The organism is Leisingera sp. CC-HEC096, from assembly GCF_059429235.1.
The window spans coordinates 985942-1005972 of sequence record NZ_JCAIJS010000001.1 but is presented as its reverse complement, the minus strand read 5'-3'; the positions used below and the strand labels follow the sequence as shown (position 1 = coordinate 1005972).

At 61.1% G+C, this 20031-nt stretch carries 20 protein-coding genes and 1 tRNA gene; 7 read left to right on the top strand and 14 right to left on the bottom strand.

Translation table 11 applies throughout. The features are described from left to right. Positions 1–18: 18 nt before the first annotated feature. Together tmpB and tmpA are read right to left on the bottom strand one after the other, a co-directional pair. Positions 19–624, bottom strand: coding sequence for a (R)-1-hydroxy-2-trimethylaminoethylphosphonate oxygenase (gene tmpB / locus AC5STI_RS04970; protein ID WP_495445809.1), 606 nt, complete (start codon positions 622–624; stop codon positions 19–21). A 3-nt stretch (positions 625–627) separates the two neighbouring features. Further along, positions 628–1761, bottom strand: coding sequence for a 2-trimethylaminoethylphosphonate dioxygenase (tmpA, locus tag AC5STI_RS04965; RefSeq protein WP_495445808.1), 1134 nt, complete (start codon positions 1759–1761; stop codon positions 628–630). A 98-nt stretch (positions 1762–1859) separates the two neighbouring features. Here tmpA and AC5STI_RS04960 point away from each other — a divergent pair, with 98 nt between their 5' ends. After that, complete coding sequence (locus AC5STI_RS04960) at positions 1860–2729, top strand: LysR family transcriptional regulator (protein ID WP_495445807.1); 870 nt, start codon at positions 1860–1862, stop codon at positions 2727–2729. 33 nt (positions 2730–2762) lie between these two features. Here the strand turns inward: AC5STI_RS04960 and AC5STI_RS04955 are convergent, their stop codons facing one another. The 3 genes from AC5STI_RS04955 to mepK all read right to left on the bottom strand — a co-directional run bounded on the left by AC5STI_RS04955 (position 2763) and on the right by mepK (position 4011). After that, positions 2763–3095 carry a PilZ domain-containing protein gene (locus AC5STI_RS04955; RefSeq protein WP_475052160.1) on the bottom strand — a complete coding sequence of 111 codons (333 nt, stop codon included), beginning with the start codon at positions 3093–3095 and terminating at the stop codon, positions 2763–2765. A gap of 103 nt (positions 3096–3198) precedes the next feature. After that, positions 3199–3275: transfer RNA gene (locus tag AC5STI_RS04950), tRNA-Arg, on the bottom strand. Positions 3276–3441: 166 nt separating this feature from the next. Continuing rightward, positions 3442–4011 (bottom strand): peptidoglycan L,D-endopeptidase MepK, encoded by a 570-nt coding sequence (gene mepK, locus AC5STI_RS04945; RefSeq protein ID WP_475052158.1) that lies wholly within the window; start codon positions 4009–4011, stop codon positions 3442–3444. A 348-nt stretch (positions 4012–4359) separates the two neighbouring features. On the opposite strand from mepK, the gene AC5STI_RS04940 reads away from it, so the two are divergent. From AC5STI_RS04940 to AC5STI_RS04925, 4 genes are read left to right on the top strand one after another with little or no spacing between them, the layout of a single operon-like run. Next, the gene (locus AC5STI_RS04940; RefSeq protein ID WP_495445806.1) at positions 4360–5988 is read left to right on the top strand and encodes a L,D-transpeptidase family protein; all 1629 of its coding nucleotides are present in this window, start codon (positions 4360–4362) and stop codon (positions 5986–5988) included. Between the two features lie 39 nt (positions 5989–6027). Beyond that, on the top strand, positions 6028–7101 hold the full coding sequence (gene lpxD / locus AC5STI_RS04935) for a UDP-3-O-(3-hydroxymyristoyl)glucosamine N-acyltransferase (protein ID WP_495445805.1): 1074 nt from the start codon (positions 6028–6030) through the stop codon (positions 7099–7101). 48 nt (positions 7102–7149) lie between these two features. After that, positions 7150–7407 (top strand): acyl carrier protein, encoded by a 258-nt coding sequence (locus tag AC5STI_RS04930; RefSeq protein ID WP_495445804.1) that lies wholly within the window; start codon positions 7150–7152, stop codon positions 7405–7407. Between the two features lie 8 nt (positions 7408–7415). Further along, the gene (locus AC5STI_RS04925; protein ID WP_495445803.1) at positions 7416–8624 is read left to right on the top strand and encodes a beta-ketoacyl-[acyl-carrier-protein] synthase family protein; all 1209 of its coding nucleotides are present in this window, start codon (positions 7416–7418) and stop codon (positions 8622–8624) included. A 72-nt stretch (positions 8625–8696) separates the two neighbouring features. On the opposite strand, the gene AC5STI_RS04920 is transcribed toward AC5STI_RS04925, so the two are convergent. Continuing rightward, positions 8697–9365, bottom strand: a complete 669-nt coding sequence (locus tag AC5STI_RS04920; protein ID WP_495445802.1) for an invasion associated locus B family protein — start codon at positions 9363–9365, stop codon at positions 8697–8699. A gap of 498 nt (positions 9366–9863) precedes the next feature. Here AC5STI_RS04920 and AC5STI_RS04915 point away from each other — a divergent pair, with 498 nt between their 5' ends. Then, positions 9864–11408 (top strand): helicase HerA-like domain-containing protein, encoded by a 1545-nt coding sequence (locus AC5STI_RS04915; RefSeq protein ID WP_495445801.1) that lies wholly within the window; start codon positions 9864–9866, stop codon positions 11406–11408. A gap of 30 nt (positions 11409–11438) precedes the next feature. Here AC5STI_RS04915 and AC5STI_RS04910 read toward each other — a convergent pair whose 3' ends face one another. From AC5STI_RS04910 to AC5STI_RS04880, 7 genes are all read right to left on the bottom strand, one after another. Beyond that, the gene (locus AC5STI_RS04910; RefSeq protein ID WP_490397411.1) at positions 11439–11687 is read right to left on the bottom strand and encodes a hypothetical protein; all 249 of its coding nucleotides are present in this window, start codon (positions 11685–11687) and stop codon (positions 11439–11441) included. Between the two features lie 204 nt (positions 11688–11891). Beyond that, on the bottom strand, positions 11892–13214 hold the full coding sequence (locus AC5STI_RS04905) for a branched-chain amino acid ABC transporter permease (RefSeq protein ID WP_495445800.1): 1323 nt from the start codon (positions 13212–13214) through the stop codon (positions 11892–11894). After that, the gene (locus tag AC5STI_RS04900) at positions 13211–14221 is read right to left on the bottom strand and encodes a branched-chain amino acid ABC transporter permease (protein WP_495445799.1); all 1011 of its coding nucleotides are present in this window, start codon (positions 14219–14221) and stop codon (positions 13211–13213) included. The genes AC5STI_RS04905 and AC5STI_RS04900 overlap by 4 nt, the downstream gene beginning before the upstream one ends. Then, positions 14221–14673, bottom strand: a complete 453-nt coding sequence (locus tag AC5STI_RS04895) for a hypothetical protein (RefSeq protein ID WP_495445798.1) — start codon at positions 14671–14673, stop codon at positions 14221–14223. The genes AC5STI_RS04900 and AC5STI_RS04895 overlap by 1 nt, the downstream gene beginning before the upstream one ends. A gap of 2 nt (positions 14674–14675) precedes the next feature. Continuing rightward, complete coding sequence (locus AC5STI_RS04890; protein WP_495445797.1) at positions 14676–15506, bottom strand: ABC transporter ATP-binding protein; 831 nt, start codon at positions 15504–15506, stop codon at positions 14676–14678. Further along, positions 15503–16291: an ABC transporter ATP-binding protein gene (locus AC5STI_RS04885; RefSeq protein ID WP_495445796.1), complete on the bottom strand. Its 789-nt coding sequence runs from the start codon at positions 16289–16291 to the stop codon at positions 15503–15505. The genes AC5STI_RS04890 and AC5STI_RS04885 overlap by 4 nt, the downstream gene beginning before the upstream one ends. 99 nt (positions 16292–16390) lie before the next feature. Continuing rightward, entirely contained in the window at positions 16391–17584 is a 1194-nt protein-coding gene (locus AC5STI_RS04880; protein WP_495445795.1) for an ABC transporter substrate-binding protein, read from the bottom strand. Positions 17585–17773: 189 nt separating this feature from the next. Here AC5STI_RS04880 and AC5STI_RS04875 point away from each other — a divergent pair, with 189 nt between their 5' ends. Next, positions 17774–18877, top strand: a complete 1104-nt coding sequence (locus tag AC5STI_RS04875; RefSeq protein WP_495445794.1) for a PQQ-dependent sugar dehydrogenase — start codon at positions 17774–17776, stop codon at positions 18875–18877. Positions 18878–18898: 21 nt separating this feature from the next. Here the strand turns inward: AC5STI_RS04875 and AC5STI_RS04870 are convergent, their stop codons facing one another. Beyond that, on the bottom strand, positions 18899–19903 hold the full coding sequence (locus tag AC5STI_RS04870; protein ID WP_475052129.1) for a GlxA family transcriptional regulator: 1005 nt from the start codon (positions 19901–19903) through the stop codon (positions 18899–18901). Between the last annotated feature and the right edge of the window lie 128 nt (positions 19904–20031).

Genomic DNA, 20031 nt, shown 5'->3' with positions numbered 1-20031 from the left:
AGAGATCCCGCCGGTCGCTTATCTTGCGAAATCTCCCGTACCCATATGCTTATCGACCATCCGCTGCACCATCGGTGCAAAGTGCCAGTAATCCGGGGTCTCCATATCCGCGCGCTTGCCGGCCTCATCCAGATACCGCACTGCGATAATCTGCTTTAGGTTCGGATTCCTCTCGAACTCTGCCACTTCCTCAGCGTTCATCGGCCCGCCTTGCAGGTGGAGCGAGTGCACGGAAGCCTCTGACAGCCGGTTGAAGTATTCCGGCTTGGTCGCGCAGAGGTAACGTTTCGCGGCCACATGATAGCGTACGCAATCGGTGATTACCGAAGGAAAGAACCGTTCCAGCACCTCGGCGCCAGCTTCCTCGTGAAAGCGGTCTTCGGTGTCGTTCATTGAGAACATCCCGAACTCACTGGTGAAATGGCCGATATCGTGGAGCAAAGCCCCTACGATGATTTCTTCCGGCTGGCCGTTCTGCTCGGCAATCGAGGCGCCTTGCAGCATGTGTTCAGCCATGGTGACCGGCTCACCCAGGTATTCCTCGTCCCCGCGGCGGTCAAAGATTCCGCCAATGAACGCAACGATGTTTTCGCGGTTCAGCTTGCTGACGTCCGGCTTGCTCATGTCTCAACCCTCCAGTTGGGCGTTCAGCACGTTCAGGGTGGACAGCAGCCCGTCCTTGTCGGCGTAGCATCCTTGCAGCCAGCGCGATCCGGCACCGGAATAGCCAAGCCGCGCGTGCAGCACGCGGGTGTTGTCGACAATAAAGCTTTCCCCGGGCTCCAGCTTGAACGACACTCCCATTTCGGGATCGTCAATGATTTCGCCGAGGCGCCGGTAAGCGGCGTAATAGACTTCCATCTTCTCAAATGGGATGTCCACAAACGGCGCCGAGGAGCGGTTGTTGAACCGAACCGCAATCATTTCGCCATCGGGCGACAGCTCAATCATCGGACGGCGAGAGCGCAGATGCACCCCGTCAGAGCCCTTGTACTCAAACCGGGCCGGGTAGCCTGCCAGCAGGGCAAAGCCCTCCGGGTCTTCTTCGCGCAGCCGCTCGGCCGCGCGGAAACCGTCCACCACGATGCTGTCACCGCCCTCGGCGGAGTTTTCCAGACAATAGAGGATCTGCAAACTGGGCACCGGATCGCGATAGGGGTTATCGGTATGCGCCTGCAGGCCCAGGCCGGTATAGGCCAGGTTGGTCGGGTTCACCTCGGTCCGCACTTCGAAGTACTTGCCATAGTTGGTCTCACGCACAAAACCGAACATTGCGGCACAATCAATCAGTGCGCCCTCGCGCACCGGGCCGTTCACCAGCTTGGCAAAGCCGAGGCGGGCGATGGCATCCAGCCAATTGCGCTTGATCTCCGGCTCGAACTGTACTTCGTTCCAGTCAAAGGCCGGGGCCGGCTGGCCGCTATCCCAGGTCTGGACGCCCGGAGCCGTCCGGCCAAAATCAGTTATTTTTTCAATGTCATATGCGTTGGACTTTAACCAGTTTCCGGGGAAGGTAACGGTCTTGCCCCCGGGGGAGAATGTCACGGTCAGTTCGCCGTCTTCCACCAGAGCAGTGCTGATTTTGGTATCCGCCGGAATGTCGCCAATGGTAATCAGCCGCTGGCCGTTGCCAGGGTCGCGGGTCTCGGGATCCAGCGCGTTGTCCCGCAGCCAGATCGCGTGAAAGCGGCTTTGGCTGCCGTCGTCGAATGTCAGGGTCAGAAAGCTGCCGGATGCGTCAGCGATCACGGAACGGGGCATAGGGTTTCTCCGGTTGGCTTGGTTCTTCCTTGCGCTGGTACCGCGGCTGAGCCATCAAGAGAACGACGGAAATCAGGGTCCGAGAGTTAGGTTTGCTAATGCCAAAGAAAATCACCAAACAGGGGCTGCCGCCGCTTGATTGGCTCAAAGTGTTTGAGGCGGCGGGCCGGCACGGCAGTTTCACCGCCGCGGCCGAAGAATTCGGAGCCACCCAGGCCGCGGTCAGCCAGCGGATTCGCAATCTCGAATCCTGGCTGGGCCGCCAGCTGTTTATCCGCTCCGCGCGCGGGGTAACGCTGACCGTGGACGGCGAAAGCTATTTGCCGCTGGTGCATGACTCCCTACGCGCGCTGGAGCAGGGAACCGAGAACCTGTTCGGCCAAACGGTACGTGAACTTCGGATTGCGGGTTTGCCGTCTCACGTGGAAATGCTTGTGCTGCCGCGGCTTGCTGCGTTTTCTGAATCCTATCCGGACGTGCGGCTGGTTACAGAAACTGTGCCCAAGCGGCTGGACTTTGAGGCCGCTGACGGGGCTTTGCACATCCGTTTCGGGCGCGGCGGCTGGCAAGGGCGCGACGGCGTTCTGCTGGCAAATGAAGTTTTGCAGCCGATGGCGGCACCGGAACATGCGAAAAACTGGCGGAACCTGCCGACAATTGAACTGCGCGGCGAGCGCCCCGGCTGGGCTGAGTGGGCCCGGGTAACGGGTGAAGCCGTGCCGGAAGCGGGAGCCGTTTCAGTCGATTCCATGGGCCATGCATTGCGGGCCGCGCGGCTGGGAATGGGCGTGGTCCTGGGGTCCACGGCTCTGGCAGCCAATCTTCTGCGCACCGGGCAATTGGAAAGTGCCGGCGCGCCTGAACTGGCCACCATCGACGGCTATTGGCTGACCTGGCCTGCCATTCAGGGAAAGTCCAAGCGGCAGACAGAAGTTCTGGCCGCACTCACTGCCGCACTTCAGAGCTGATTTCAGCTCAGCAGCCGGACAAGCATTGTGAAATCAGGTCGGGTACTCGCCGATACGGGTGAAATATGCATCCAGTTCTGGCCGGGCGCCGCGCTTGCTGTAGAACTTGAAGCCAATTCTCACGTCCTTGCGCCACCGGGTGCGAACTTCAAACTCACCGATATCCCCGATGGTGACCGAGTTCAGATCTGCCAGAGCGAAAGTTTCGTGGCCTTCGGGAAGGCGGATAGCAAAACCGCTGTAACTGATGTTGTACACCGTGGCTTCCTGTTTGGATCCGGACAGATTGACAACGCAGGGCAAGTTCAGACGAAGCCGGGGCTCTGTCGGTTCTGCAGTCCGGAAAATAGAGTTGGAATGTACCATTCTGCCTCACTGGCCGCATCGGGAGATATCAGCAGCGTTGCTAGCATCACGCTCTTTACGAAACCTTAAAGGTCGTAAGGATTGGAGAGCTTTTGCGGTGAAATGGCGCACCTGAGAGGATTCGAACCTCTGGCCTCTGCCTTCGGAGGGCAGCGCTCTATCCAGCTGAGCTACAGGTGCGTCTTTAAGCCGGGGTATACCCGTGCTTTGCTACCTCTGCAACGGGAAAAACTGCCTGTTTCCAATTTCCTGAGATAGGCTTGTGTAATCAGGGGCGGCATCGGCGAAGACAAAAAAAGCCCGCCCCGGGACGGGCAGGCTTGCATTCTTGCAATGGAGGAGCTGATTAGCCGCGCCAGGTGCGGACAACACCGCAATCCATATGCACGAAGTTGGAGCGCGCGTATTTACCAACACCACCGGCGCGGCAGGCTTCGGCGGCTTTCGCCATCTGCGACACCGACCGCGATGCCAGCCGCAAGTCAGCAGCCTGGCCGCGCATGTGCAGCGAGTTCTTGGCCACCCCGCGCGAGCGGCTGCGCAGCATCGCGTTGGTCTTGGGGCTGCGGTAGCCCGACAGCAGCATGTAGGGCTCATTCACATCCAGAAGGTTGTGAGACGCCGCCATGATGTCGATGGTGCGCAGGTCGATTTCCTTCACATCATCCGTGCGCCAGTCCCGCATGAAGTGATTGATTTCCTTGACCGCGTCTTTGATGTACTGGCCGTCAATCCAATACACCATGTCGACACGCTCGCCGGTACGGCCGGAATACATGCGGATGCGCCGGATATCACCGCCGCCGCGCAAGAAGCCTGCTGCACTTGAGAAGGTTGGGGCTGCTGTCACTGCGGTTGCAGCAAAAACACCCAAAAGAGAACGCCGGGAGATCCCCGTGCCCGTGGTTTCTGCCATTGATACTGCGCCGTCCCGTACGCTGTTAGTCCTGCCTAAACGCCCGATGTTACGGGCTCGTCAACGCTCTTAGTTAACGTGCGGCATGTATGGCACAGTGAGAATCTTGTTCCAACATTTCTTTGCCGCACTGTAACGTATGACCGGGTTTTCGGCGATTTCTTGCGCAAAAGGGGAGGGCGATGGAACTTTTCCCCGCGACTGTTGCAGGCGGGTTTCATAGACGCGGCAACGGTGCATCAGGGTTAACTTTTCGCGATTGTGAGTGGACAACGCAGGCTGGCATTTACCAGAATTTCAGATAGGCACTGCCAAAATTGGAAAAAACGGCACAAGGACCGGAGATTTATGACGCGCGCATCCGCTGGATATTTTTTGCCGGGGCTCAAGGCAGGGCTGTTTGCTCTGGCCTTGAGCGGCTTGGCTGCCGGAACCACCGCCGGCACGGCGCAGGCAGATATACCGGCGGCCTTCCGTCAGGCCGTGGCTGAGGCGGCCTCAACCGACGAAGCGGTCGCCAGTTTTTACCGGGAGAACAGTTATCAGGCGATCTGGACCGGAACGGATGAAGCGTCTCTCCAACGCCGCAACGCGCTGCTGGCCGCGCTGAACGACACCCGCGCGCATGGGCTGCCGGACCGCTCTGCGGAGGTCAACGCCCTGCTGCAGCAGATGCGGGAGGCCCGCACCACCCGCGACATCGGCAAGGTTGAGGCGGCGCTTAGCAGGGCGCTGGTGGATTATGCCACCGACTTGCAGACCGGCCTTCTGGTGCCGTCGCGGATTGATGATGGCATGGTGCGCAAGAAGCATACTGTGGACGGCGCCAGCTTCCTTGCCGGCATCCGCGACGCCCAGCCCTTTGCTTATATGCGCAGCCTGGTGCCCACATCCCAGCAATACCGCGGACTGATGCGCGAGAAGTTGCGTCTTGAGCAGGTTCTGGCCGCCGGCGGCTGGGGGCCCGTGGTGCAGGCCAAGAAGCTGGAACCTGGTGAGCAGGGACCGGCGGTCATTGCCTTGCGCAACCGGCTGATGGCGATGGGCTATCTGCAGCGCAGCGCCGCGCGAAGCTATGACGCCGTGATGGTTCAGGCGGTGCAGAGCTTTCAGGCGGATCATGGACTGGAGACAGATGGCGTGGCGGGCGCCGGCACTCTGGCAGAGGTCAACAAACCGGTCAGCGACCGTCTGAAATCGGTGATCATCGCCATGGAGCGGGAACGCTGGCTGACCCCGGACCGGGGCGAGCGCCACATCCTGGTCAATCAGACCGATTTCACCGCCAAAATCGTCGACAACGGCGATGTGACGTTTGAAACCCGCTCGGTGATCGGCAAGAACACCCACGACCGGCGCAGCCCCGAATTCTCGGACGAGATGGAGCATATGGTGATCAATCCGAGCTGGTATGTGCCGCGCTCGATCATCACCAAGGAATACCTGCCCAAGCTGCGAAATAATCCCAATGCCGTGGGCCATATCCAGATCACCGACCGCCGCGGCCGGGTGGTGAACCGCAGCTCTGCCGATTTTTCTCAGTACACAGCGCGGAACTTCCCCTATTCCATGCGCCAGCCCCCCAGCCGCAGCAATGCTCTGGGTCTGGTCAAGTTCATGTTCCCGAACAAGTACAACATCTATCTGCACGACACTCCGCAAAAAAGCTTGTTTGCGCGTGAAGTGCGCGCCTTCTCGCACGGCTGCATCCGTCTCGCGCAGCCGTTCGAATTTGCCTATGCGCTGCTGGCGCGCCAGACCGAAGACCCCAAAGCCTTCTTCCACCGCATCCTGAACAGCGGTCGGGAAACCAAGGTCGAGCTGGAGCAGAAGGTGCCGGTGCATATCATCTACCGGACCGCGGTTGTTTCCAGCAAAGGCCGTGCGGAATTCCGCCGCGATGTCTATGGCCGCGACGCTAAGATCTGGGCGGCACTGGAGCGGGCAGGGGTGGTGCTGCCCAGCGTTCAAGGGTAAATACCGGGCCCATACAGGATTATTCTGAAAGGGCCTGCCATGTTCACTATCCGCCAGATCGCTGAGTCCCTGGGCGCTGAAGCCCAGGGCGACCTGGACCTGCAGATTGCAGGCGCGGCTGAACCGCAGGATGCTGAAGCCGGCCAGATTGCCATGGCGATGGCGCCGAAATATGCGGAAGGCCTGCAGGCAGGCAAGGCGCAGGCGGCAGTGCTGTGGGAAGGCGCGGACTGGCAGTCTTTCGGGCTCAAGGCCGCGATCTTTGCGACGCGTCCGCGGATGACAATGTCCGGCGTGACCGCCATGCTGGACCGCGGGCAGGGATTCCCCGCAGGCATTCACCCCTCCGCCGTCGTTGATCCCAGCGCCGAACTGGGCGAGGGCGTCTCTGTGGGACCGCTGACGGTTGTTGCGGCCGGTGCCAGGATTGGCGCAGGATCCGTCATCGGCCCGCATTGCTTTATCGGTGCAGATGCGGTGATCGGTGCGGAGGCCCAGCTGCGCGAGATGGTTTCGATCGGAGCCCGCGCCACCATCGGGGACCGCTTCCGCGCTCAGCCGGGAGCGCGAGTCGGAGGCGATGGGTTCTCTTATGTGACGCCGGAGGTCTCCGGCGCCGAAAACGCCCGCAAGACCTTGGGCGACCAGGGCGAGGCCAAGGCACAATCTTGGGTCCGCATTCATTCGCTGGGCGCTGTCACCATCGGTGATGATGTGGAGATCGGCTCCAACTGCACCATCGACAACGGCACCATCCGCGACACCGTGATCGGCAATGGCACCAAACTCGATAACCTTGTTCACGTCGGCCACAACACCCGCATCGGCAATGACTGCCTGCTGTGCGGCCAGACAGGGATCTCCGGGTCGGTGGACATCGGCAACAACGTTGTTCTGGGCGGCCAGTGCGGTGTGGTCGACAACATCTTCATCGGCGACGGGGTGATTGCCGGCGGCGGAACCAAGATCCTGTCGAACGTGCCTGCGGGCCGCGTGATCATGGGCTACCCGGGCGTCAAGATGGAGACCCACACAGAGATGTATAAGGCACAGCGCCGGCTGCCGCGGCTGATGCGTGACATCGAATTGTTAAAAAAGGCTGTTTTCAAGTAGCGGCCGAATACATACATCAGCCTCAGGCAGAAAATCGGGGATCTTTACATGAGCACGCAGGACAAGGTCATTGCAATCATTGCCGAACAGGCGGTTCTGGAACCGTCGGATGTGACCCTCGACAGCACCTTGGAAGATCTTGGCATCGACAGCCTGGGGCTGGTCGAAAGCATCTTTGCCATTGAAGAGGAGTTCGACATTTCGATTCCCTTCAATGCCAATGAGCCCGAGAAGAGCGACTTTGACATCTCCAATGTCGCGGCCATCGTCGAAGGCATCGACAAGCTGATCACGGAAAAGGCGTAAGCCCTCTCATGAAGCGCGTTGTCATTACCGGGGCCGGGACTATCAATGCTTTGGGCCATTCGGTGCCGGCCACGCTGGAGGCCATGCGGGAAGGCCGCTGCGGCATCGGAGAATTGGAGTTCCGCGATGTGGACCGGCTGGCGATCCGCATCGGCGGCCAGGTCCGCGGGTTCGAGGCCGAAGGCCGCTTCAACCGGCAGCAGATGAGCCTTTATGACCGCTTCACCCAGTTCACCCTGACCGCAGCCAAGGAAGCTATCGAACAATCCGGCCTGGAGTTTCATGGGGAGCTGTCGGCCAAGGCCGGTGTCGTTCTGGGCAACTCCGGCGGCGGTATGCAGACGCTGGATGAGAACTACCGCAGCGTCTACGAGGACGGCAAGAATAGGGTGCATCCCTTTGTGGTGCCCAAGCTGATGAACAATGCCGCGGCCGGCCATGTGTCGATGCAGTTCAACCTCAAGGGGCCGAGCTTTACCGTTTCCACCGCTTGCGCGTCCTCCAACCATGCGATGGCGCAGGCGTTCCAAATGGTTCGCTCGGGGATGAGCCCGGTGATGATCACCGGCGGCTCGGAATCGATGCTGTGCTTTGGCGGCGTAAAAGCCTGGGAGGGCCTGCGGGTGATGTCCAAGGACGCCTGCCGCCCCTTCAGCGCCAACCGCAACGGTATGGTGCAGGGCGAAGGTGCTGGCGTCTTCGTGTTCGAGGAATATGAGCACGCCAAGGAACGCGGCGCAGAGATCCTGTGCGAAGTAATCGGTTTTGCGATGTCCTCGGATGCCGCCGATATCGTCATGCCCAGCAAGCAGGGCGCCGCGCGGGCCATTGCCGGCGCGCTGCAGGATGCCCGCGTCAGCGCTTCAGAGGTCGGCTATATCAACGCGCATGGCACCGGAACGGCCGCCAATGACAAGACCGAATGCGCTGCGGTGGCGGATGTCTTCGGCCCGCACGCGGACAGCCTGATGATCTCCTCCACCAAATCCATGCACGGCCACTTGATCGGCGGCACCGGAGCGGTGGAACTGCTGGCCTGCATCATGGCGCTGCGCGACGGGGTGATTGCGCCGACCATCGGCTATGAGGAGCCGGACCCGGAATGCAACCTGGATGTGGTCCCGAACGAGGCGCGCGAGGCCTCGGTCGAGGTTGCACTGTCCAATGCCTTTGCCTTTGGCGGGCTGAACGCGGTGCTGGCCCTGCGCAAGGTCTGAAGACCTAGAAAACGGAAACGCCGCGGCCCAGGGCGGGACGCGGCGTTTCTGGGTTCAGGCGGGTGGCTGGCGTTACTGCTTGACCACGTCCACCACGTCATAGCCTGCGGTAAACCCGCTCAGCGACAGTTTCATCTCCACCACCTGTTCCGGCGCCGGTGCGGGGCGCAGCGACAGGGTGGCTTCCTTGCCTTTCTTGAAGGCGTCGATGTCGCCTTGGGTCAGGCCGATCTGCGCCACACAGCCCAGCTGGTTGCAGAAGGAATAATTATAGCGCTTGGCCGGCGCGCCATCGATCGAGATGGTCAGCGCGGCTGGCAGCAGGGTTTCGAGCGGAACAATCACGGTGGCGCCGGCAACCGCCTGGCCGCCCTGCTGCTCGATCCGGAACAACGAAACCTCGGCAATCGGGTTGCCTTGCGGTCCCGACAGAATCTGCAGCAGCGAACAGGGGTCGCTCTCGCCCTCGGTCTTGATGCAGGCCAGATCCCAGTCGCCGTGCTTTCCCTTGGAATAACGCTGACCAAGCTGCGGGCCGTTGCTGACCGGCTCCCCCAGGTCAAGGAGCTGATCCGCGGTTGATTCCGCCTGCTCGCCTTGCTCCGCCTGTCCGGTTTGCTCAGCCTGTTCTGCGGTTTCCGCCCCGGCGGCTTCCTCTTCCGCTGCCGTTTCCTGCGCCGCCAGCGGCGCGGCCATTGCCAGCATTGCGGCCAGCGTGATCGGGGTCAGGGACTTCAACATGAATGCCTCATTTTTCTACAGACGCTGCTCTCGCGTGTAACACGCTGTCCGGACAGTGTCAGGTCAATATCAGACGATCAGCGGGGAATTCCGCTCAAACCGCCTCAATCGTGGAAGTTGCTGAATAAGAACAAAAAAGGGAACCCGATGGCCCCCTTTTTCGTGTTTGCGTCTCCCCGTCGGACTGGCCGACTTAGTTATTGCGTAGGACGTTACGAAAGGGCTGGCCATCGGTCAACATGCAAGTTCAAAAAAATACAGCACAGCCGCGATTTGGCGAAAATTGCCGGAAATCGCGGGAGGTTGCGGTGCAAGCTGCCCGTTTTGCAGGCAGTTTCGCCAAAAAGAAGGCCGTGCACGAGGCACGGCCCAGTCTGACAGGGAGGAAATGTCCGCCGCGGCAACCGCATGTGCAGGGGCGGGCAAGATTGACTATCGCACTGAAAAGTTAACTTTGTATTGTTATCCACAGGCGCAAAGCACAAGCAGGGGGCAGGCATGGAAGAATGGGTTTTTTTGGGTGGCGGCGGAGAGGGTTACGGCACACCGCAGGGGCTGGCGCTGAGTTATGCCAACCGCCACGGGCTGATTGCCGGCGCAACCGGCACAGGCAAGACGGTGACACTGCAAATCCTGGCCGAAGGGTTCTCCAATGCCGGCGTGCCGGTGATCCTGTCGGACGTGAAAGGAGACCTGTCAGGCCTGGCAAAACCAGGCACGGACAGCCACAAACTGCATGGCGCCTTCACCTCCCGGGCGGAAAAGATCGGGTTTGCTGACTACAGCTACCACGCTTGTCCGGTCACCTTCTGGGATCTCTACGGGGAGCAGGGTCATCCCGTGCGCACAACGGTCGCCGAAATGGGCCCATTGCTGCTGTCGCGGCTGCTGGAACTCAGCGAGGCGCAGGAAGGCATTCTGAACATCGCTTTCCGGCTTGCCGACGAAGAAGGGCTGCCGCTCCTGGACCTCAAGGACCTGCAGGCGCTGCTGGTCTGGATCGGGGAAAACCGCAGCCAGCTGTCCCTGCGCTACGGTAACGTCTCACCCGCGTCGATCGGCGCGATCCAGCGCCGCCTTCTGGTGCTGGAGAACCAGGGCGGTGCCGGTCTGTTCGGGGAGCCGGCGCTAGAGCTCAGCGACCTGATGCGCTGCGATTCAAATGGCAGGGGTATGGTCAACATCCTGGCCGCGGATAAGCTGATGGCCGCACCGGGCCTCTACGCAACATTCTTGCTCTGGCTCCTCAGCGAGCTGTTCGAGGAACTGCCTGAGGTTGGCGATCCAGACAAGCCGCGCCTGGTCTTCTTCTTTGACGAAGCGCATTTGCTGTTTGAGGATGCCCCCAAGGCATTGATCGACAAAGTGGAGCAAGTGGCCCGGCTGATCCGGTCAAAGGGCGTGGGGGTGTATTTCATCACCCAGAACCCTGCCGATGTGCCGGAGGATATCCTGGGCCAGCTCGGCAACCGCATCCAGCACGCGCTGCGCGCCTTCACCGCCAAGGACCGCAAGAACCTGCGGCTGGCCGCGGAAACCTACCGCGAGAACCCGCGGTTTTCGACCGAAGAGGCGATCCGCGAGGTCGGTGTCGGCGAGGCGGTCACTTCGATGCTGCAAAAGAAGGGCGTGCCCGGCGTGGTGGAGCGGACCCTGATCCGCCCGCCAAGTTCCCAGCTGGGGCCAATCACCGCTCAGGAGCGGGCGGCCATGCTCAAAGCGTCCGATATGGCCGGAAAATATGAGACGACTCTGGACCGGCGGTCAGCACATGAGATCCTTGCCCAACGGGCGCAGGCCGCGGCCCAGGAAGCTGAAGCGGCCGAAACCGCAGCAGAAGAGTCGCCGAAACCGGCGGCGCGTGAGTTCAACGCTGGCCGCCGCTATTCCGGAACACGGGTCAGCCGGTCCTCGTCCCGCACACACCGCCAGAAGGACAGCTTTGCCTCTGCGATGTCGGAAGCGGTGATCAAGGAGCTGAAAGGCACGACAGGACGCCGCATTGTCCGCGGCATCCTCGGCAGCCTGTTCAAGGGCCGTTAGGGGTTGAGCCAAACTTTGCAAAAGGGCGGATCAGACGCCGTCCTTTTGCCGCTGCCCTTCCTGCTTGCAGATCGCGTCAGCCTCCTGCACCGACATGGCCGCGGGGCGGTCGATCGAGCGGTCCCAAAGAACCCGGTCCTTGGTATAAAGCTGACAAGTCACGATGCCTTTGCTTGTCTGGAGCTGCACCGGAGTGGTTTCAAACTGCTCTGGCGAAACGCAGCCGGACAATGCGGCCGCCGCCGCGGATATCAGAAAGAGAGTCAGAGTATTGCGCATGGAACCGTGCCTCTTTGTTATTAGTGAACTGCTTAGCACCTGATAGTTAAGAAAATGAGGCAGGTCTTTTCCAATTTTAAGGAAAACCTGAGGCGTGGACTTCATCGGGGCTTCGGTCTGACAGCAGTCAATCGAATAAACTGCGACCGTCTTGAAAAAGTGCAGGGCCCTGCCTGGGATCATCCAGACAGGGCCCGTGCGTTCTTACTTTTCGGGGATCAGGCCGCGCGGGCTGAACCTCAGCACCAGAAGCAGAATCAGGCCCATTGTGAACAGCCGCATGTGCGAGGCGCTTTCCATCAAATGCGCCTTCAGTGCGCTGCCCTCGGCCATGCCGGAAGTCACCAGCTCCATCAGCAGGATGCCCATCGGCTCCACCTTGATCCAGAAGAACCAGATCAGCATGCCGCCCAGCACCGCACCAAAGTTGTTGCCGGAACCGCCCACGATCACCATCACCCAAATGAGGAAGGTGAACCGCAGCGGGTTGTAGGTGCCCGGCGTCAGCTGGCTGTCGAGCGTGGTCATCATCGCGCCGGCAATGCCGCAGATTGCGGAACCCAGCACAAAGATCTGCAGGTGGCGGCGGGTGACGTCCTTGCCCATCGCTTCGGCCGCGGTTTCGTTGTCACGGATCGCGCGCATCATCCGGCCCCAGGGGCTTTTCAGCGCCATCTGCGCCATCCACAAAAGCGCCAGCAGAACCACCGCGAACATCACCGCATAACCCGCCTTGACGTAGACGGTCGAGGCGGTGACCGGGTCCATGCCCCAGCTTGCCGCACGCTCCACAAAGGACGGATCGTTCTGGAGGTCAACCTCATAGGGCAGCGGGCGGGGCAGGCCGACCACGTTCTTCACGCCGCGCGACAGCCAGTCCTCGTTCTTCAAGACCGCGATGATGATCTCGGCGATGCCCAAAGTGGCAATGGCCAGATAGTCAGAGCGCAGGCCCAGAGCCGTCTTGCCGATCAGCCAGGCCGCACCTGCCGCCAGCAGCCCGCCCGCGGGCCAGGCCAGCAGAACCGGCAGGCCCAGGCCGCCGATATTGCCCTGCAGCGCGGGATTGATCGCCTCGACCGAGCTGACTGCCGGGTCGAAGATCGCGCGGTAAACAAAGAAGCCGGCGACCAGAACAGCCAGCAGGACCAGCGTTCTGAATTTACCCGCTGGCATGTTCTTGGTGATCATCACCGCGGCCACGATTGTCATCGCACCCATGACCAAGGCCATTACGATGCTGACGCCGCCCGAAGACCAGGCCGCAGGGACCACCGGAGTGGAAGTCAGCACCACGGCCAGCCCGCCAAGCGCGGTAAAGCCCATGATGCCGACGTTGAACAGCCCGGCAAAGCCCCACTGGATGTTTACGCCAATCGCCATGATGGCCGAGATCAGCCCCATGTTCAGGATCACCAGCGCCGAGTTCCAGGAGCCAGAGAAGAACAGGAAGTCGGTCATGCCTTCCAGCAGGATCATCACGCCGACAAAGACGAAAAGAAGGGTATGTTTCATAGTATCGGTCATACCGCTTTCCCTTTGAAAAGGCCGGTGGGCTTGAACAGGAGGACGACAATCAGGATCGCGAAGGAAACCGCGAACTTGTAGTCGGTGCTGAGGAGCTGAACCAGCCCGTCAGGCGCCAGGCTCTCCGGCAGGCCATAGGTCAGCACCTTCTTCCAGGCATAGGTGATCGTCACCTCGGAAAACGCGATGATGAACCCGCCGGCGATCGCCCCGATCGGGTTGCCGAGGCCGCCAACAATGGCAGAGGCAAAAATCGGAAGCAGCAGCTGGAAATAGGTGAAGGGTTTGAACGACTTGTCGAGGCCATATAGAACCCCGGCAATGGTCGCCAGCGCCGCCACGATCATCCAGGTGTACATCACCACGCGCTCCGGGTTGATGCCGGAAAGCAGCGCCAGATCCTCGTTGTCCGAGTAGGCCCGCATGGATTTGCCCGTGCGGGTCTTGTTCAGGAACCAGAACAGCACCGCCACCACGATGATTGCGGTGATCACGGTGATGCCCTGGGTGGTCTTGATTGCCAGGCCTTCATCCAGGCCAGTCATCTGCTTGAAGGTGCGCGCCTTGATGATGAACCGCTCGCCATCGGCAAACCGCTGGTCGCCGGGGCCGATGATGAAGCGCACGATGCCGTTCATCATGAACATCACACCAAGCGAGACCATGACGAAGATCACAGGCTTCGCTTTTTGCTGGCGGTAGAACCGGTAGACGGTCTTATCGGTCAGCAGCGCCAGGCCGATGGTGCCCAGGATGCCAAAGGGCAGGGCCAGCAGCGCCGTCGGCAGCGGGCCTGCGCTGATCCCCATGGACTGGAAAGCCCAGGTGATCAGGATTGTGACCATCGCGCCAAACGCCATGGTGTCGCCATGGGCAAAATTCGAGAACCGCAGGATCCCGTAAATCAGCGTCACCCCCAGCGCGCCAAGCGCCAGCTGGCTGCCATAGGCCAGCCCGGGGACAAGTACAAAGTTGGTAAGCGCCACGAGGGCATTGAGAAGATCCATTAGTTTGTCTCCTCACATACGCCGGAAAGCACAGTGATTATGCTGTGTTTCATGTTTCTTTGATCAGTCATTTGAAAACTTGAAGTGCTGTTACTTTCCGATCCACTCAGCGCCGCTGTCGACACGAAGTCTTCTCCGCGCTCATAAGCGAGCAGAGTGGTGGCGGTGGAACGCTCCTGGTCAATCAGGATTTCTCCGAGTGGAAAAGTTCCTTCGCTAATTGGTGAGACTGCAGTCAGGACCATTTTGCCCTCGCTGGAAGTAACATCCACAGTGAGCGTTTTTTCGGGACAATCGGCGATTTCACAGATTCCGGTGCCCATGCAATACGTTGTGAAGATGCATAAATTGACTTGGCAACGATTGAGATCGGGCAATGCATTTGCACCTGTGTGCATGAGCGCAGCGAAAGCCGCACTCACTAACAATGCGGGTAGTCGTACACCTTGCATACTCACCCCCCCAGGAAAGATTTACGCACTTCGGGATCGGCCAGCAGCTCCTTGCCGGTGCCGGTATAGGCATTGCGCCCCTGCACCAGAACATAGCCTTTGTCCGCGATCTCAAGTGCTTGCTTGGCGTTCTGCTCTACCATCAGGATCGGCAGCCCGGTGCGGGCGACCTCGATGATGCGGTCGAACAGTTCGTCCATCACGATGGGGGAGACACCCGCCGTCGGTTCGTCCAGCATCAGAACCTTGGGCTTGGTCATCAGCGCGCGGCCCACCGCGACCTGCTGGCGCTGGCCGCCGGACAGCTCACCGGCCGGCTGGTTGCGCTTGTCGCGCAGGATCGGAAACAGGTCATAGACCTGCTCCATGGTGTCCCGGAAATCATCGGTGCGGATAAACGCGCCCATTTCCAGGTTCTCCTCGACCGTCATTGAGGTGAAAATGTTGCTGGTCTGGGGCACAAAGCCCATGCCCTTGACCACCCGGTCCTGCGGGGTCAGCTGGGTGATGTCCTCGCCGTCCAGACGCACGGCGCCGGAGCGCACGTTCAGCATCCCGAACACCGCTTTCATTGCGGTCGACTTACCGGCGCCGTTGGGGCCGACGATCACCGCGATTTCGCCCTTGTCGACGGCGATGGTGCAGTCATGCAGGATGTCCGGACCCTTGCCGTAGCCGCCGGTCATGGTGTCGCCGATCAGGAACGGGCCGCCCTCGACCTTATGCGTGCGGCCGCTTTTCAGATGGGCCGGCTGCATCGTGCCCATGCCCTTCCGGTTGGTGATCGAGGCGTCCTTGTTGCCGTGATCGTCCTGGTAGGGGTTGTCGCTCATGCGTCCGCCTCCAGCTTATCCTTGTTTTTCAGACCGGTACCCAGATAGGCCTCGATCACATGCTCGTTTGCCTTGATTTCGTCCAGGGTGCCCTCGGCCAGCTTCTTGCCCTCGGCCATGCAGATCACCGGGTCGCACAGGCGGCCGATGAATTCCATGTCGTGCTCGATCACCACGAAGGTATATCCGCGCTCCTCGTTCAGGCGCTTGATCGCATCGGCGATGGTGTAGAGCAGGGTGCGGTTCACACCGGCGCCGACCTCGTCGAGGAAGACGATCTTGGCGTCCACCATCATGGTGCGGCCCAGTTCCAGCAGCTTCTTCTGGCCGCCGGAGATCTGGCCCGCCTTCAGGTCCGCGATATGGCTGATGGTCAGGAACTCCAGCACCTCGTCGGCCTTGGCCCGCAGCGCGCGTTCCTCGTCAGCGATCCGCTTGCGCCCGAACCACGTGTTCCACAGGCTCTCCCCCGACTGCGCGCCGGGCACCATCATCAGGTTTTCCCGGCAGGTCATCGAGGAGAACTCATGCGCGATCTGGAAGGTGCGCAGCAGGCCCTTGTGGAACAGCTCATGCGGGGGCAGGCCGGTGATGTCCTCACCGTCCATGGTGACCCGGCCTGAGGTCGGTTCCAGAACACCTGCGATTACGTTGAAAAGAGTGGTTTTTCCGGCACCGTTCGGGCCGATCAAACCGGTTATGGACCCCTTGGCGATTTCCAGCGAGGCGCCGTCCACCGCGTGGAACCCGCCGAAGTGCTTATGCAAGTCCTCGACGACGATCATGACATTTCATCCCCTGCCGCAGTTTTTGCGGCGTTTTTAATTTGGAACAGCCCGGGTGGGACCCGGGCTGCTCTTTATCGGTTGCGTTTCCGAAGGTTATCAGCGGAAGCGAAGGGTTTCGTTCTTGCCGTCCTTCACTTCGATCTCGCGGTAGGAGCCTGCGCTCTCACCCGGGCCGATCAGCTCGACGCCGGTTGCGCCCTGATAGTCGATGTCACCGCCGGCAGCGAGGATTTCCAGCGCCTTGCCCAGCTCACCCGGGTTGATCGGCTCACCCGGGGCGTTGGCCACGTCCAGGATCTTGCCGACATAATCCGCCGGGTTGGTGGAGTTGGCGGCCTGCATTGCCAGCAGGAACAGCGCCGCTGCGTCATAGGATTCAGACGCATAGGCCGAGGTGCCGTCAAAGCCGCGCTCTTTCGCCATTTCGGCAAAGATTTCCGCGCCCTTGCTGTCGGAACCCGCGATCTGGCCAAACGAGCCATCGAGGTCCGCGCCAACATTTGCGGGCAGGCTGTCGCCGATCATGCCGCCGGGCAGGCCAAAGGTTTCAAACGCACCGGAGTCCAGCGCGCCCTGAATGATGCCCAGGCCACCCTGGTCCAGGTAGCCCGCCACAACCAGCACATCGCCGCCGGCCGATGCCAGCGCGCCGACTTCTGCGGAATAGTCGCCTTTGCCGTCTTCATGCGCGGTCACGATGGTGACTTCGCCGCCGACTTCCTCAAAGGAGGTCTTGATCGCGTCCGCCAGGCCCTTGCCATAGTCGTTGTTGGTATAGGTCAGGGCGATCGAGTTGATGCCGCGCTCCTTCAGGATCTCGGCCATCACCTGGCCTTCGCGTGCATCCGACGGCGAGGTGCGGAAGAACAGGCCGTTGTCTTCCATGGTCGACAGACCCGGCGAGGTTGCCGACGGAGAAATCATAACCATGCCGTTCGGAATCGCCACGTTCTGCAGGATGGCACCGGTCACGCCGGAACAGTCGCCGCCGATGATGCCGTTCACGCCCTCAGCCACCAGCTTTTCGCCGTTTGCCACTGCCAGGCCGTTGTCGATACAGCCGGTGTCCGCGCGGACCGGGGTCACGGTGGCGCTGTCCAGCAGCTTGCCCGACTTGGTGACCTCTTCCATGGCCAGCTCAGCGCCGTCGCCCATGGCCGGGGCCAGCGATTCAATCGGGCCGGTGAAGCCGAACAGCACGCCCAGTTTCACTTCCTTCGCGTGGCCGCCGGCAAATGCGGTGCCAGCGGTCAGCGCAACAGCCGCGGTGGCCATCAGCAGTTTTTTCATTTGAGAACTCCCATTGTTGGAACAAAAATGTTCACATCGGACCCTAGGCAAGCCGGTTGAAAAAGAAAAGTCTTATTGAACCGGAACAATTTTCCTCGGGCCGCCTGTTTTGCGCTGCTCCTCCTCTTGATCCCCGGATGCAGCGCCGGCGTGGATTTACCGTGGAATCATCAGAAGGAAAAGACCTCAATGTTGCAGCTGCTCCGCCCCGTGACGCTTGCCCTGGCGCTGATGACGGTTTTCACGGCCGCATGGGCAGAAACTCTCTCCAGCAGCCAGGGCACACTGCGCGTGACCCGGATGGCGGCGGGGTTTGATGTGCCCTGGGCGTTTGCGTTCCTGCCGGACGGCGGCCTGCTGGTGACTGAGCGGGACGGCCAGCTTCTTTATATTCGAAACGGGCAAAAGCAGCCCATCAGCGGCACGCCTGCGGTTGTAGCCGAGGGGCAGGGCGGGCTGTTGGACGTGATGGTGCCGCGGGACTTTGCCAGCAGCCGCGAGGTCTTCCTGACCTACGCCAAGCGCCAGGGGCGCGGGGCAGGCACCGCCTTGGCCGTTGGCAAGCTCAGCCGGGACAATAGCCGGCTGACAGGCGTCAGGGTTTTGTTCGAGGCCGCGCCCGGCTCCCGCGGCGGGCGGCATTTCGGCGCCCGCGTGGTGGAAGCGCGCGACGGCACGCTGTTTCTTTCGCTGGGGGAGCGCGGTGACCGGCCCAGCGCCCAGAACCTGCGGCTGCACCAGGGGTCGGTGGTGCGGATCAACCGCAACGGCACAGTGCCCGCCAGCAATCCGTTCACTAGGACCGAAGGCGCGCAGCCGGAGATCTGGTCCTACGGGCACCGCAACCCGCAGGGGATGGCGCTGGATCTGCAAGGCAATCTCTGGGTCGCCGAACATGGCGCCAAAGGCGGTGACGAGGTCAACCGGGTCCGCAAAGGCGCCAATTACGGCTGGCCGGTGATCTCCTACGGCCGCCATTACTCCGGCGCGCGGATCGGCGAGGGCACCGCAAAGCCCGGGATGGAACAGCCGCAGTGGTACTGGGACCCGTCCATCGCGCCTTCCGGCATGATGATCTATTCCGGCCGGATGTGGCCGGAGTGGCGCGGCGATATTTTCGTGGGCTCACTGAAATTCGGCTACATCTCCCGCCTTTCCGGAGCACCGCTTAAAGAGGTCGAACAGCTGCGCAGCGATGAGACGGGCCGCATCCGCGATGTGCAGGAAGCGCCCGATGGCAGCATATGGTTCGCCTCGGAAACTGAAGGAGCCGTATTCAGGCTGTCCCGCTGACACGGAACAGCCAAGCGCCGGTCAGGCCTTGTAGTGCGCCGCCTTGCTGCCGCGCTCGCGGTAAGGCGTCGTGTCGTAATGCGCCCGGTAGCATTTGGAGAAATGCGACGGCGAGGCAAAGCCGCAGGCCAGCGCCACGTTAATCACGCTCATGTCGGTCTGCATCAGGAGGTTGCGCGCCTTCTGCAGCCGCAGCTCCATGTAATAGCGCTTGGGCGAGCGGTTCAGGTAGCGGCGGAACAGCCGCTCCAGCTGACGGGTCGACATGCCGACATCCTGCGCCAGCACCGACGGGCTGATCGGCTCTTCGATATTGGCTTCCATCATCTGGATCACCATCGACAGCTTGGGGTGGCGCACGCCGATACGGGTCGGGATCGACAGCCGCTGGGTGTCCTGGTCGGTGCGGATCGAGGAATAGATCAGCTGATCCGCGACCGCGTTTGCCAGCTCTTCGCCGTGGTCATTGGCAATCAGCTTGAGCATCAGGTCGATAGACGATGTGCCGCCTGCGGTTGAAACCCGGTTGCCGTCGATCACGAAAACCGATTTGGTCAGGTCGACCTCGTCGAATTCCTCGGCAAAGCTGTCGGCGTTTTCCCAATGGATGGTGGCCCGTTTGCCGTCCAGCAATCCGGCCTTGGCCATGGTGTAAGACGCGGTGCACAGCCCGCCCACGGTCAGACCCTTGCGCGCCTCGCGGCGCAGCCAGGCCAGCAGCTTCTTGGTGGTGGCCTCCTGCACGTCTATACCGGAGCACAGCATCACCACGTCGTCGCGGCGCAGCTCGATCAGATCGTCGTCCAGATGAAAAGTGGTTCCGGCGGAACAGGTTACATTCTCGCCGCCTTCGCCCACCAGGGTCCAGGAATACATATCCTCGCCATACATCCGGTTGGCGATCCGCAGGCACTCGACAGCCGATGCAAAGGACAGCATCGTAAATTTGTCGAGCAGCACAAACACGAACCTCTTCGGCTGGCCGGCTTCTGTTCCAGAATCAGCAGGCTTGCGTGACGTCTGCATGGCGGGGGTCCTTCAAGAAACAAGTCGGGCCGCGGGAGCACGCTCCGCGGCAGGTCGGAAAACCGTGTTCACAGGATGGACGCCGGGTCAAGTAGGCGCAATTCTAAACTGGCCTCCAAGGAGCGGAT